At 65.8% G+C, this 14,559-nt stretch carries 11 protein-coding genes; 1 reads left to right on the top strand and 10 read right to left on the bottom strand.

The window, feature by feature from the left end; genetic code table 11:
* Positions 1-27: 27 nt before the first annotated feature.
* Positions 28-648, top strand: a complete 621-nt coding sequence (locus BMF89_RS08575; RefSeq protein ID WP_078106674.1) for a hypothetical protein — start codon at positions 28-30, stop codon at positions 646-648.
* 94 nt (positions 649-742) lie between these two features.
* Here BMF89_RS08575 and BMF89_RS08570 read toward each other — a convergent pair whose 3' ends face one another.
* From BMF89_RS08570 to BMF89_RS08525, 10 genes are all read right to left on the bottom strand, one after another.
* The gene (locus BMF89_RS08570; protein ID WP_078106673.1) at positions 743-1,615 is read right to left on the bottom strand and encodes a DNA-formamidopyrimidine glycosylase family protein; all 873 of its coding nucleotides are present in this window, start codon (positions 1,613-1,615) and stop codon (positions 743-745) included.
* Positions 1,608-6,626 carry a crosslink repair DNA glycosylase YcaQ family protein gene (locus BMF89_RS08565; RefSeq protein ID WP_078106672.1) on the bottom strand — a complete coding sequence of 1,673 codons (5,019 nt, stop codon included), beginning with the start codon at positions 6,624-6,626 and terminating at the stop codon, positions 1,608-1,610. Before BMF89_RS08565 ends, BMF89_RS08570 begins: the two co-directional genes overlap by 8 nt.
* A gap of 79 nt (positions 6,627-6,705) precedes the next feature.
* Positions 6,706-7,341, bottom strand: a complete 636-nt coding sequence (locus BMF89_RS08560) for a DUF4232 domain-containing protein (RefSeq protein WP_078106671.1) — start codon at positions 7,339-7,341, stop codon at positions 6,706-6,708.
* Between the two features lie 105 nt (positions 7,342-7,446).
* On the bottom strand, positions 7,447-8,175 hold the full coding sequence (locus BMF89_RS08555; RefSeq protein WP_078106670.1) for a YcnI family protein: 729 nt from the start codon (positions 8,173-8,175) through the stop codon (positions 7,447-7,449).
* An 84-nt stretch (positions 8,176-8,259) separates the two neighbouring features.
* Positions 8,260-8,883, bottom strand: a complete 624-nt coding sequence (locus BMF89_RS08550) for a hypothetical protein (RefSeq protein ID WP_078106669.1) — start codon at positions 8,881-8,883, stop codon at positions 8,260-8,262.
* A gap of 122 nt (positions 8,884-9,005) precedes the next feature.
* Positions 9,006-10,223, bottom strand: coding sequence for a hypothetical protein (locus tag BMF89_RS08545; RefSeq protein ID WP_078106668.1), 1,218 nt, complete (start codon positions 10,221-10,223; stop codon positions 9,006-9,008).
* Positions 10,224-10,289: 66 nt separating this feature from the next.
* A complete protein-coding gene (locus BMF89_RS08540; RefSeq protein ID WP_078106667.1) occupies positions 10,290-11,519 on the bottom strand; it encodes a cation:proton antiporter in 1,230 nt (409 codons plus the stop codon).
* Between the two features lie 41 nt (positions 11,520-11,560).
* On the bottom strand, positions 11,561-11,956 hold the full coding sequence (locus BMF89_RS08535) for a hypothetical protein (protein ID WP_078106666.1): 396 nt from the start codon (positions 11,954-11,956) through the stop codon (positions 11,561-11,563).
* Positions 11,949-12,521, bottom strand: a complete 573-nt coding sequence (locus BMF89_RS08530; RefSeq protein ID WP_078106665.1) for an SRPBCC family protein — start codon at positions 12,519-12,521, stop codon at positions 11,949-11,951. The genes BMF89_RS08535 and BMF89_RS08530 overlap by 8 nt, the downstream gene beginning before the upstream one ends.
* A gap of 12 nt (positions 12,522-12,533) precedes the next feature.
* Positions 12,534-13,685 (bottom strand): sulfite oxidase, encoded by a 1,152-nt coding sequence (locus BMF89_RS08525; protein WP_078106664.1) that lies wholly within the window; start codon positions 13,683-13,685, stop codon positions 12,534-12,536.
* Positions 13,686-14,559: the final 874 nt, after the last annotated feature.

Genomic DNA, 14,559 nt, shown 5'->3' with positions numbered 1-14,559 from the left:
AATGCCAGTTTTCGGGAGCATGGTTCCATGATGACCCGCAGAATCACCCAGCTCCTGATCGGCCTCGCGATGTACGGGATCTCCCTGGCCATGTTCATCCGGGCCGGCCTTGGCCTGGATCCCTGGGACGTGTTCCACCAGGGCGTTGCGGGGAAGATCGGGTGGAGCATCGGCACCGTCGTGGTGGTTGTCAGCTTCCTGGTGTTGCTCCTCTGGATACCGCTGCGGCAGATGCCCGGCTTCGGAACCCTGGCCAACGCCGTACTGGTGGGCGTGTTCGCGGACATCGGACTGGCCCTGATCCCTGCGTTCTCGCACCTGGGCGGCCAGATCGGCATGCTCGCAGGCGCCGTGGTCCTCAATGGGATCGCCTCCGCTTGCTACATCGGCGCACGCCTTGGCCCGGGCGCCCGCGACGGACTCATGACGGGACTCGCCCGCCGCACCGGATGGTCGGTGCGTTTGTCCCGGACCTTGATCGAGGTTGTTGTGCTCGGCGTGGGTTGGCTGCTGGGTGGCTCCGTCGGCGTCGGAACCGTTGTGTACGCCTTGGCCATCGGCCCGCTGGTGCAGTTGTTGTTGCCCCTGTTCACAGTTCCGGTGAAGGCTCCCTTGGCTGTTCCCGAAGCGGTGCCGGCCGCTCCTTGACACGGATTCTTCCTGGCGATGCGCGAATTTCCCTACGCACCCGAATTCTGGTGTCGCTGGGGATTTCCCGCGTCGCCAGGCGGATTGGGCAGAGTTAAAGAGCCGGCTGGCACTCGGGGCAGAAGTAGATGGTCCGGTCCTCCATCCCCGACGCCGGTCCCAGCACCCCGCGGCGAATCGGCGTACGGCAACGAAGGCACGGTTGGTGCTCGCGGCCGTACACCCAATAGCCGGAGCGGGGAATCCCTCGCACTCCGGGGAACGCAGTGCCACGCGTGATCCTTCGCCCCGGTCCTAAGTTGGCCTCGAGCAGGACCTTGGCTTCCACGAGCATCCCTGCGAGGTCGGGTACGGCCGATACCGGCGTGGCCGGATGCACCCCGGCCAGGAAACACGTTTCGCAACGGTAGATATTGCCGATACCGGCGAGGTTCCGCTGGTCCAACAGTGCGACGCCGATCGGTGCGTCCGGTGCGGCCCGGAGCCGACGAACAGCCTCTTCCGCGTCCCAGTCGGGCCCGAGCAGATCCGGGCCCAGATGCCCCACCGCGCGGGACTCGTCCGGGGTCGGGATCACTTCCAGGACGCCCAAGGAGAAGCCGACGACGTCGGCCGTCGCCGTGCGGAGGACGCACCTGGCCGTGTGGCCGGGTTTCCTCCAACGGCCGCCGGGGGCATAGACCTGCCAGCTTCCCTCCATTTTCAAGTGCGAATGGATGGTCAGGGCGCGGCGGGGTGGTCCGGCCGCCGCCGAACCGGCATCTACGGGTCCGGGCCCAACGTCCGCCGGCTCGAGCAAGCGCATGAGCAGGTGCTTTCCCCTCGGCACCACCTCGGACACGGTCCATCCGGCCAGGTTCAGCGTGGCAAACCTGGGCACCCGGAAATCGGAAGAGACCAGTGCTTGCCCGGCAAGGGCTTTGTGCAGCTCCGCGGCAGCCCGCCAGACCGAGTCGCCTTCAGGCACGGATCCTCAATCCCTTCGGTGTGGAGTACGCCCCGGCAGCCGCAAGCGCTAATGCCACGGGGGTGTCCAAGAGGTCATGACCGTTGACCTTTTCCATGATCAGTTTGTCTACCGCTCCTCGCCGCACAACTCCGACGAGCGCGGCAGCGGCAGCCGCCAGGACGTCGTCGTCATGGCTGAAAGTGAGCAGGGTCTTCCCGCCGCGTTCGACGTACAAAACCAAGGCGCCGTCGACCATCACCACCAGGGCACCTGCTTTCCGCCCTGGACGGTGACCCGATCCTGCGTCGACGGCCAACGCGGGCCAGGGGAGGGCTGCGCCGTAGGGGTTGGCGGGATCCGTGGAGGCAAGGGCCAAAGCGACAGGCTCGGCCTTGGCGAGTTGGGCATCCTCCGTGAAGGAACGCAAGCGGTCCACCGTTGCCGGAACGGCAAACTGGGCTGCTCCGAGGTGCTCGATGAAGTAGCCACGGCGGCACCGCCCGGCTTCTTCGAGGCGTGCGAGGACCTTGTACATCAACCCGAATCCGCCCACGATGTTCTCCACCATGACGGAGCCGCGCGTCACGATGCCGTACCTGTCGAGGAGGAGTTCGGCGGTGCCGCGCGCATGGATGGTGGGGTCGAGCTCAGGCGCCGGCAAAGCCGACCAGCGGCCAACGGCGAGCGGAGGAGTGGGAGCCGTACCGGAGACCGAGCCGTAGCGTCCGCCCGTGAGCCCGGGCGACCCCATCAAGCCGGTGCCATGCGAACGGCCGAGCCTGCTCATCCGCAGCGACCGGGCACGCGGCGGCCGGGCCGGCTGCTTGTGCGCCGTGCGGCCGCCCGCAATCATCGCGCGGACGGGGGCGAAGGTGTCTCCCGTGATGCGGCCGGCCCAGACGAGATCCCACAGGGCGGCGACCACGGCGTCGTCGCTGAGGACCGCATCCATGCCGCCGGCAACCTCGGTGAGTTGCCGGAAGAAATAGGCGCCGCCACCGCCTTGCAGGTATTCAAGAAGGCGGAGCTGGGCATCGCCTGGCTCGAAATCAGGATCCGGGTTGAGCGTCAGTTCCGCGGCTTCGGCCACGTGGAGGCTGATCCAGCCGTCGTTCCCGGGGAGCGAGCCGGCTCCGGACCACAAGACTTCGCCTGCGGCCATGAGCTCATCCAACATGGCCGGCTGATAGTCGGAGATCCGGCTGGCCAGCACCAACGGTTCCCAGGCCGACGCCGGAACGGGCACGCCGGAGAGTTGATCGATGGCCGTCATGATGCCGTCGAGCCCCCGCAGTGCCGAGGCGCCCCTGCCTCCAGGAGAACCAGGGCGCCCGGGAGAGGGCACGGACACGTTTTGCCAGGTGGGCAGGAAGCGCCCGTAAGCAGCCGCGTCCACCGGTTCCACTTCGGCCCGCAACGCCGCCAGCGAACGACGCCGGAGCTTGCGCAGGACCTCGGAATCGCACCACTCGCTACTCATTGGGTTCCCGCGGAGCGGAATGGCCGGGAGTTCCGGCACCTCAGACAGCTCCGGTCCCTCATCGGCCACCGTGTCCGGCGCACTCGGGTGCGGACGGAACTCGCCCTCCACCACACGGCCGTCGGCCGCCAAGCGTTTCAGTGCTGTGCCCACGACGGCGACACCCAGTCCCAGCCTCGCGGCGGCTTCCTCAGCCGTGAACGGTCCGTGGGTTCGTGCGTAACGGGAGACCAGATCCCCGAGTGGATCATGGACGGGTTCAATGAACGCCAAAGGCACACCCATGGGCAGCGGAACGCCGATGGCGTCCCGGAGCCGGGCCGCGTCCTCAATGGCGGCGAATCGTTCGACACCGCCGAGCGTCACCGTGAGGGCGCGGTTGGCCTTGCGTAGCGCCGCCAGATGCAACGCAGCCAGCTCCGCTTCGGCGGCCGATTTCACCGCAGCCGGTTCCGGGGAAGACTCCACTCCTTCGGGCTGCAAACGGGCGGCCACTTCTTCGACACTCAAGGGGCCGAGCAGTCGCAGCAAGTCCGCCACGCCTTCCATGCCTCGGACTTGCCGGTCCGGTGCCAGCCGCTGGAGTTCGAGCTCGGTGGCCTCAATGACCTTGGCATCCAGGAGCTCGCGCAGTTCCACCCTGCCCAGGAGCTCGTTCAGGAGTGTGGAGTCGAGGGCCAAAGCCGCGGCCCTGCGTTCGGCGAGCGGGGAATCGCCCTCATACAAGTACTGGGCAACGTAGCCAAAGAGCAGCGACTTGGCGAACGGGGACGGCTGCTGGGTGGTGGTCTGTACCAAGCGCAGCTCTCGGCGCTCGATCGAAGCGGCAATGTCTTTCAACGCGGGGAGGTCGTAGACGTCCTGCAAGCATTCGCGCACTGTCTCGAGCACGATGGGGAAGGACGGATATTTCTTGGCGACATCCAGCAATTGCGCCGAGCGTTGCCGTTGCTGCCAAAGCGGTTGCCTTTTCGCCGGATTTTGCCGCGGCAACAACAGCGCACGCGCGGCGCACTCGCGGAAGCGGGAGGCGAATAAGGCGCTGCCGCCAACCTCCGCCGTCACGATCTGCTCAAGCTCGTCGGGGTCAAAGAGGAACAGCTCCGCTCCGGGAGGCTCGTCCTCCATCATGGGCACCCGCAGCACGATGCCGTCGTCGGCGGCCATGGCGGAACCGTCCAGACCGTAGCGCTGCTGGAGCCGCTGCCCGACGGCGAGGGCCCACGGCGCGTGGACCGGCATGCCGAAGGGGCTGTGCAGCACCACGCGCCAATCGCCGAGTTCGTCGTGGAACCGTTCGACCACCAGCGTCCGGTCATTGGGGACGACCTCCGTGGCCTGCTTCTGTTCGCCCAGATACTGGAGCAGGTTGCCGGCGGCGAAGTCGTCCAGCCCGCTGGCCTTGCATCGTTCCAGCGCGGGACCTTGATCCGATGCGGAGAGCTCGCGCACGAATGCTCCGAGCGCCCGGCCGAGATCCACCGGCCGGCCCAGGGAATCGCCTTTCCAGAAGGGGAGCTTTCCGGGCTGGCCGAAGGCGGGGGAGACAAGGACGCGGTCGTGCGTGATGTCCTCGATTTTCCAGCTCGTGGCACCGAGGGCGAAGACGTCACCTACCCGGGATTCGTAGACCATTTCCTCGTCGAGCTCACCGACGCGTCGGCCGCCTTTGGCAGCGCGCGACGCCGGACTCGGCTCCTGCGCGGACGCCGCACCGTCCCTGCCGGAGCCGGACTCGGAGGCCGAACGGGACCCGGACCCTTCGCTTTCCGTGCCGATGATGTACACGCCGAAAAGGCCGCGGTCCGGGATGGTTCCGCCCGAGGTCACGGCAAGGCGCTGTGCCCCGGGCCGGCCCTCGATGGTGCCGGCGTTTCGATCCCAGATGATGCGCGGCCGGAGTTCTGCGAATTCGTCCGAGGGATACCGGCCAGCCAGGAGGTCCAGGGTGGCTTCGAAAGCGGAGCGTGGCAGGGTGGCGAACGGAGCGGAGCGGCGCACGGTGGCGAACCATTCCTCGACGTCGATGCTCCCCAGCGCGGTGGCGGCGACCGTTTGTTGGGCCAGGATGTCCAAGGGGTTGGCCGGAACATGGAGGCGCTCGATCTTCCCGCCCAGCATCCGTTCCACCGTGATGGCGGTGTGGACGAGGTCTGCCCGGTGCTTGGGGAAGAGCACCCCTTCGGAAATTTCGCCTACCTGGTGGCCCGCGCGACCAACCCGTTGCAGTCCGCTGGCCACCGACGGCGGCGATTCGACCTGGACTACAAGGTCCACGGCGCCCATGTCGATGCCGAGTTCCAGCGATGACGTCGCTACAACACATCGAAGCCGGCCGGACTTGAGGTCGTCCTCGATGAGTGCGCGTTGGTCCTTGGACACGGAGCCGTGGTGCGCGCGGGCCAGGACCGGATCGGCGCCGCTGGTGCTTCCGGCCTGCGCCATCATGTGGGCGGGTGTCGCCGTCGAGGACGGCGGCCCCGAGTCCAGCACCGAATCCGCCGGGGCCGCAAACACATCCACCGCCATGAGCTGGCGTTCAGCGTAGATCTCGTTCAGCCGGGCCGTGAGCCGCTCCGCGAGGCGCCGGGAGTTGGCAAACACAATGGTGGACTGCTTCGACAGCACAAGGTCAACGATCTTTTCCTCAACATGCGGCCAAATGGAGGCTTGTGGTTGCAGTCCGGAGGCCGGCCCGGAGTCGAAGGCGCCGGCAGCTCCCGCAAGGTCGGACATGTCCTCCACAGGGACGCTGACGCTGAGGTTCCAGTTCTTGTGCGACGGCGGTGCGACGATTTCCACGGGTGCCGAACCGGCGAGGAACTGCGCGACGAGCTCCCGCGGCTCCACGGTGGCCGAGAGGCCGATCCGCTGGGCCGGCTTCGGCAGCAGAGCATCGAGCCGTTCCAAGGACACCGCGAGGTGCGCGCCGCGTTTGGTACCCGCAACTGCGTGGACCTCGTCGACGATCACAGTGTCCACTTCGCTCAGCGTCTCCCGGGCCTTGGACGTCAGCATGAGGAACAAGGACTCGGGCGTGGTGATGAGGATGTCCGGCGGGTGGCTGAGCAGCGCGCGGCGGTCCGCCGTCGTCGTATCTCCGGAACGGACGCCGACGCTCACCAGCGGGGCTGGCAGTCCGAGACGTTTGGCGGTCTGCGTGATGCCGATCAGCGGCGAGCGGAGGTTCCGTTCGACGTCCACGCCGAGTGCTTTGAGGGGTGAGATGTACAGGACGCGGGTCTTGCGCTTGGGGGCTTTGGCGCGGGCGCGGCTGCCAGCTTCCTCAAGCCCCGGGAGGGCGTCCGCCGACGCGGCCGGAGAAACCGACAGGAGCCGGTCCAGCGCCCACAGGAAGGCCGCGAGCGTCTTGCCGGAACCGGTGGGTGCGACCACCAAGGCGTGCGATCCCGAAGAAATGGCCTTCCATGCACCGTCCTGGGCAGGGGTGGGCGCGGAGAAAGCCCCGAGGAACCACTCGCGCGTGGCACGGCTGAAGCGGTCCATGGCCGTGTCGCCAGAACCGCCCGGTAGCTCCTGCTCCTGCATTCCTCCATCATGCCTCACGGCACTGACACAACCTCACGGCACTGACACAACAAGGAACAGCGCAGGAATAGGAGCAGCGCTACCCCGCCTGGAACGCCTGGACGCTCAAAAGGTTGATATTGGTGTTGCTGCAGGCCGTGCGCTGCTGCGGGATGAAAAGCGAAGCGGTGTCCTCGGGCGGGTAGACCCGGAACCCCGCGGCCTGGGCCTGGGTGCATTCGGGGTAGTTGCCCGCCTGGGTGTACCGGAGTTGGGCGAAACCGGCCTTCCCTGGAGCGAGAACCACTTGTGTCACAGGCTGGGAGTCGTCGCGCGCGGCGGCAGCGCCGATCGGATCGCCTGTAGCTCCGGACGTGAGTGAGACACCCGGGAAACCGTTCAGGACGCAGGGTTCCGTGCCGGTGTTGGTCAGGATGAGTTTCATGTAGACGCTGCCTGCCGCTCCGCCGCCGGTGGAGTCGACAGAAGCCGTCAGCGAGCCCGCTTTGCAGAGAGCAACGCCGGATGCCGTCGTCGTCCCGGAGCTCGATGGGCTGGCGCTGACGCTGGAGCTCGGAGTACTTGAGGCCGAGGTTGACGTCGAGGCCGAAGCAGTGTCGCTCGGCGCGGCTGTGCCCGAGGGCTGGGCTTGGCTTTGGGCACAGCTGGAGAGCAGGAATACCGAGGCTGCTGCCATCGTGAGCAGGAGACCGTTCTTGACTCGCATATTCGTCATGCGCACAGCATTTCGTCGTCATTTGCCGGAGTCAACTGCGGCGCGGCAGCGGCGCCGGATTGGCGTCCGGATCGTAATGTTCCGGACGCCCACCCACCGGACTCGTTACTTGGGCACTGAAGCCTTGGCGGAACGGCTGCGGAAGAAGGCCGCGCCACCCAGCCCCAGCCCAGCTACTCCGGCGAACAGCCCGGCCCAGCTGCGCGCCTGTGAGCCGTCGTCGGTCACCGAGGCAGCTTGCTCTGTGGAGATCGACGCAGCCACGTGACCATCGCCCGCGGCCGCATCCGCGGCTGTGACGGCCACTGACGGCGCTGGAGCCTTGAGCGAGTGCGGGTCCTGGCCGTCCTGCGGGATTTCAGCCCAGTTTGTCTGCCCCTGCTCGCAGTTCTGGAGCGTGGGGAAGTAGAGCGTCTTACCGGCGGCGTCGGGCAGCTTCACGGACAGGACCAGCGCGTCGCGCAAGTGCGGGTCCAGTGGAGCCTTGGCCGTGTAGACAATCTGGCTGGTGCGCTTGGTGATTGATGTGCCGTCGGCCAGCTTCTTGGGCGCGGGCAGCGTCTGAGTCACTTTCTCGACCGCCCAGTTGGGGTTCACCGTGGGCGTGGCGTCCGTCAGTTCCTCGGGCAGGTTGATGGTTAGTTTGGTGGTGCCCGAAGTGTCGCAGCCATGCGGGACACCGAAGGTCAACAGAGCATAGGAGTTGGCCGTGGTCTTGTCCGGGGTGACAGAAACGTGGGCAGATGCGCCCGCGAGCCCGGCCATCATCAGCGCGGCGGTCCCGCCGGCGGTTGCTGTGGCAGTAAGGGCACGGCGGAGTGGGGACTTGTTCATGGTTGTTGCCTTTCAAAGGGCGCGTGAAAGCGCGCCAAGTGCGGGGATATGCCCGTCACCAGTTAAAGGCGGTGCCGGGCGGAGTCAGGAGGGTACGACGACGGCGGGCGGGCCGCGTCTGCTGTCTTGCCTGAGGTTCCGCCACGGGCGGGGGATGAATACGGCAGGTGCGCTGAACGCAACAGCTCCGCTGCCGGCGTCGGGCCTGAAGACCAGGAGGATCAGCCGGAGGAGGGGACGGAGCCAGGCCTCAAGCTGCCACAGCGCCTGCTCGCCCTTGGCCAGCAGCAAGGCCGAAGCGGCTGTCGCGAGGGCGTGACCGGTCAGCATCAACCAGCTGAGGGGAGTGTCGGCCTCGTGAAAATGTACAGTTTCGGCTCCCAGTGGCGGCGAAACGTGCTCGGCGGCGAGGTGATGTGCCGGCGATTCCGGAGCCGGCCCCATGAGCGGACCGAATGCCATAAATGCTTCGTGCAGGACCAGCTGGCCGGCTCCCAGAAGGAAGGCAATAACCGGGAAGCCGAGCTTGAACCGGGTAGCAAGCGTGGTGACGAGCCCGGTCAATGCGAGGACGGCCAGCAGGACCGGTGTGACGGGAAGCGCGCCGCCGGAGAGGACGTGGGCCCCTGCTGCGAGGGCAACAATGGCCACCGCCAGAGCGGCCGAACGCAACGCATGGAAGGGTGTCCGGGCAGGCGATGAGCGCACGGGTTCCTCCCTCGGTAGCGTTCCAGCGGGTGATGGACCGTCCAGTTCCGGCTGGTCAACCCCGACATTCTATCGGTGGTTCGTGGCTGGACTGCCGTCGGATGGGTCGTGTGACGGGGTTGCTAGCCAGGGTGGACCGGGCCCGGTTCGAAATTGTCTTCCATGGCAAGAACCAGGGCGAGCGCCGGGATCACACACTGGATGACCGCCGGCGGAACGGTGTAGTGGGTGTCCACGTCGACGAGGCCAAGATCGGCGAGGGTGGCGAGCTCGCGGAGCGCCCGGATCGCCTCGAACGTGGGCAATGCGCTGCCCACCGATTCGTTCGCTGCCGCACTCTTGAGTTCGTCCACGCTGACGGGCTCTCCAGTGGCTCCCCTCAGGAGTACCCTGGCCAGGGTTGCATTATCCCGGGGACCTTCCTCCCACATGTCGCCGGAATCCATCACTGCACTGGCAAGGAATACCGTGAGGAACTCACGCCGGATCTGAAGCCTCGAATCGAGGTCTGGGGAGTCCCACGATTCGGCGGCCGCGCCGGGTGCGGCACGTGTTGACCCGATCGACAGGCCATCGATGTCCACCAGCGCGGCCCAGATTTCACGCAGCACGGGAACTTCGTGCATGGAGCCGACTTCAAATGACTCCGGATCGGCTTCGGCCGCGCCTTCGCCCTCCGGGAGAGGCCCTTTCCCGGTCTTTTTCCCTCTGGCTTTCACTCCTACCGCTCCGGCAGCACCTTCAATGTCTTTCAGCCGGAGCACGCCAGTGCTGGTGACGTCCTTTCCGGCTCCGAGCCACTCCAGCAAACGTCCGGTCAACTGGAGAACGGGCAGTTCCTGGAACGCCCGGTCCTGCTCTTCGTCGGAAAGTTCCGGAATGTCGTCAGGAAGGCCCAATTCCCCGGAAGCTTCTTCGGTGAGGAGCATGTGGAGGACGAAGTAGTCCTCCTCGGTCCCGGACCAGCGGCCAGTTTCAAAGAGGAATTCAGCGTAGAGGTGCAAGTAATCGAAGATCGCTACAAGCGCCTCATCGCTATCAGCCTCGTCAAGCGTGCTCGCAAGGGCAAGGGCTGCGTCGTCCAAGCTGTCGGGGTCGAACCAGGTTGCGGAGCTTTCTTCGCTGATCGCGTGGCTTGCCGAGATGAAGAGTTTGACTATGTGCAAGCACTGCAGGGCGTCTTCGGCGTCACTGAATCTTTCGTACCAGCGAACGAAATCCGGGGTGAAGGAGTCGACTACGCGATGGTTGAGGACCAACTGCAAGGGCATTCTGGGGGCCGAAGGCACTGCCTTGAGATGCCCGCCACGGGTCTTTGGCTTTTTCGTCTTCCGGCTCATGGCAACTCCTTCATTTCCCTGGCGCACAGCTACTGCATCGACGTTACCCGACGCAGTACGCGGGAATCACGCAGTGATCGCCGGACCACCTTCCGACGGCTTGCCTGCCGGGCCTTTGCTTGCCGGGCCACCGCGTTTTGGCCCCTCGCCTGCCGAACCCGGTGCGGCCTGCGAGAAGCTGCGTGCCGCCCTCGAGCCCGCGATGGTGCTTGCCCCGATGCTGATGAGGGCACCGAGGATCATCGCCGCGGCTTCTCCCGGTTCCAGCAAGTGCAATTGGGAGCCGATGGTGGCGGCGGCAACCGGCACTCCCAATTGGGATGCCGCCAGCACCGCGAGCGGCAGGGGCTGGCCGAGGGCCCGGATGCTTCCGTGCACCAGCAGTGTTCCAAAGCCAAGGCAGATCCCGAGGAGGATCATCCGCGGGCTGCCCGCGAGGGTCCGCAAGTCCAGCGACGCACCCAGCCAGACGAAGAAGACCGGCCCCAGGAAACCGTCGCTCACGGCGAAGAGCTGGTGCGCCAGGCGGCGGGGTTCGCCCACCGCTGAGACCACCAGGCCGAAGGAGAACCCGGCCAGCATGATGGAGACGTGGCCGAGGACCGCGAGCCCGGAAAGCGCGAAGAGCAGGGCCAGCTGGATCCGCAGTTCCAGGGCGAACTTCCGGTCTTCGGACATTTCATGCAACCGTCCGCGGTTGCCGCTGTTCTCCAGCCAGCGAAGCACGAAGAACAAGGCCAGCGCGCAAACCGCGACGACGGCTGCCCCCACCGCTGCCCGGCCGGCGTTAGGCGGGTCGACGGCCAACGGAAGCGCCACAATGCAGGCGATGTCAGCGATCGCCACTTGCGCCGTCGTCGTCAGGACCTTCGGTCCTGCCAGCCGAAGGGAGTCGACGATCGGCAACACCAGTGCGGCCGAGGAGGAAGCGAGCAGCACGATATAGAGGGGAGCATGTCCGGTCCCGAAGGCAAAAGCGATGACGATCCCGACGACGGCGGCCAGCGCCGCGGCGACGCCGGCGCGCAGGGCGCCGCTGCCCAGGGCGGGACGGATGGCTTTGTCCCGCACGGGGACGTGCGTCCCGGCGACGAACATGATGAGGGCGAATCCGACGTCGGCCACGAAAGTGAAGGTGGGATCCGAGGAATCAACCAGGCCCAGGCCTGTGCGTCCGATGACGATGCCCGCCAGCAACTGTCCCAGGACAACGGGAAGGTGCCATTTCCGGGGCAGCGCGAGCAACGGTCCGAGGAGCGCGACCGTGGCGATCAGCGAAAGCTGAAAGAACGACACGCGTTCCTCCTTCTACCGGCGTTGCGGTTGGTTAGCGGTGGTTACCGGGGCGCATTAGCCAGTTTGAGAGGAATGTCGGTGTTTTCGTTCGTGTAGTAGCTCGCGCACACCCGATGGTAGCCATCGGCCACCTGCGCGGGAATGCCGCGGGCCAGGTCGCCTTTGACGATGAGGATGGGCGAGAGCTTCTTGCCTTCCTTGATCTTCTTCAGGTCCGAGGCCACGTGGGCGTTGTCCTCGGGCAACAACGCTAGACGCGCGGCCCGGAGAATGTCCTTGGCCTTGCGGTGTTGGATGGGCGCGTCCTTGAGCGCCGCGATCACGGAGGCGACGACGTCGTCGGATTCCAACAGAGACAAATAGTCGGCCGCGCTCGGATAGTCCTGGTCCTCGGGCTGCGCCAACCAGCGGACTTCGTCTTTGTTGTCATCAGGCATGCGTTGTACTCCTTGGCCAACGGTAGCGGCTTGCAAACGTAGGCGGCGCGGGGCGGGGGACCTTGGAGAGGTCCGTGCCGGGACGTCGTCGTCGTAATTCAAGGGCGAGACTCTCCTGGCCGCGGGCCATCGCCCAATGGTGATTCGCGGCAAAAGCGGGCTTGAGCAGCCATCTTAGCCGCCGGAGCAGCGGTTTTGATGTGCTGACCCGCCAGTCATAGGTGATCACCGTTTCCGGACCGTCCTGTTCGAAAGTCCAGCGCCCGGTACCATGCAGGTCGCCGTTCGCCGCGATCGCGAAACCGCGCTCCGTGATGGGTTCGGTGACCGTGAACCTCCAGCGCAGCGTGTACGGCAGCCAACCCTTGGAGTGCAGGGAGAAGGCCTTTCCTGTACCGTCCGCATTTCCCGGATCGAGCGGAACAACCCTCAGGTACACCGAGGGCCACCAGCGGGGCAGTGTTCCGGCGTCGCCCAAGATGTCCATGACCTCACGCGGGGTGCCCGCGACCCGCCAGACGGTGAGGAATTCGTAGTCGGCGGTGTTCTTGGACGTGGCGCCCATTGCCCGGCCCGTTTACTCCCGGACCGTTACGGTCAGCCGTTGGATGTCGTTGTTTCCCATGCCTTGGTAGTTCCACTCCGGGGTATCGGGCTGGGTCTGCCCGGTGGAATCCGTCGCCCGGCATGCCAACTCGTGGGAACCGGGCGTTGCGATCCACGTGAACGTCCATCCGCGCCACGCATGACGTCCGGCCGGAGCGTGAAGTTGGGCTTTCTCCCAGACCCCGTCCACGCAGATTTCGACGCTGTCCACGGTTCCCTTCCCGGACCAGGCCCGGCCGGTCAGCAGCACCGGTCCTGCGTCGAGCGTGCGCTGCCTCGTGAGGAAGTCGGGAATTCCAGGGGGAACCATGAGGGAGCGGACTTTGATCCGCTGAACGGGTTCGCCCGGATCGTCTGCGTCCTGGGTGTAGCGGTAGGAGCCGAGCTGTTGGTAGCCGTCGAAACTGTGGTCTATTGCCTCGATGGATTGCAGCCATTTGACGCTCGTCATCCCGTACCAGCCAGGAACGAGCAACCGGACAGGGTAGCCGTGCTGCGGCGGAAGGGCTTGGCCGTTGACCTCGTAGGCGAGCAGTACGTCGTCGGACATCGCTTCCGCGAGGGTCAGGCTGCGCGCGTACTGATGCTCCTTACCGCCCTGGATCCCTCGATCCGCGCCCGTAAAGACGAGCTCGACGGCGTCCGGTGAGACGCCGGCGTCGAGCAGTAACGGAGCGAGCGGGGTGCCGGTCCACTCGGCGGTCCCCACCCCACCCTGGTCCCATGGCTGGCTCACAGGCCGCGGTTCCAGCCGCGATCGGCCGTTGCCGGCGCACTCCATGGTGACGGCTTGGGTGCGGCGCTCGCGGTGCTGGAGGTCGGACAGGGTGTACTCGTGCGGATGGTCCACGAGTCCGCCGACATTCAGCCGCCACGTGACGGGATCTATCCGGGGGACGTCGAAATGGACCAGGAGGTAGTGCATGCCCAGCGGGGTGACGGGCCATCGGAGCATTTCCAACGGCATGGCATGGTTGCGCGAAGCGAGTTGCAGTTCTTCACGGGTGATGGGACCGGTGGTTGGGGTGGCCGGTGCGGGTGGTTCTGTCGGAGCAGCGGGGGCGGTGGGGGCCGGGGTGGCAACAGCGGCGCCTTCCGCTGTGCCGCGGGTGTTGACGCTCATGCTCCCAGTATGGCCGTCAGTCGCGGTGGTGTCACTGGGATTGGGGCTGGGCAACGGGCGGACATGTCTCGCGGCGGTCCGGGTCCGACGTCGGGCTGTTGGGAAGTATTCTTGGTCTTTGGCGCTTGCGCTCCTGGATGAAGACAGATGACAAGAAGGAGAGCCTCCGTGAAGATCCGAGCCCCACGACTCGACGTGAGTGGTGTTCTCCTTGTTTGGGCCCTGATATTCGGACTTTGGCAACCTTTTATTTGGTGGCGGGGGATTGTCGCTGCCGTATGTTTGATCGTCGCGCTGTGGGGCTTTGTTGTTTGGTACCGGCGTCGTCCTGCGCGGGGGCGTTAAGGCACTTTACTTGAGTGCGGCTAACTAGGCCGTCGAGTGGAGCCGTATTAGCCATTAGCTAATAATTTTCGGTCTATTAGCCATTACGCACGAGAGTCAGAGTGCAGCGATAATTTGCGGGGCGCCCGCGAAAGCGAGGACCACAATGAGAAGGCGCTCAATCGGCCCGATGAGACGGCCACTCCTTAAGCGAAGAGCTAGCTTCAGGCTTTTCGCCGGGGCGTATGCTTGCGACTCTGCTGCTTCGGATGAACAACTCCCACTTGGTGCGCTGTTCCGCTCTGGCTGGGTCCGCCTTGCTTCTGCCGTCGCTTCCCTGGTCGGCGTCCCCCTTTGTGGGCGCGACCAAGAACTGCAAGTGTGACTAGATGGGCACTCTGAAGCAGGAAGATGGCTACCGCCCCGGCCGCGATAACTGTTTCGAGGGAAATTGACGATGCGGATTTCAGGGCTGTCAACGGCAACTTAGAAATGACCGGGCGCGGTATGTTGGGTTGCCCGTTGGCGGCAAGTGATTGACCGGGCGCGG

It is taken from the genome of Arthrobacter sp. SRS-W-1-2016 (genome assembly GCF_002009585.1).
In the GTDB taxonomy this organism is placed as follows: Bacteria; Actinomycetota; Actinomycetes; order Actinomycetales; family Micrococcaceae; genus Arthrobacter; species Arthrobacter bambusae_A.
Note: the sequence above shows the minus strand (reverse complement) of the source record. Positions and strands in the feature narration are given on the sequence as shown.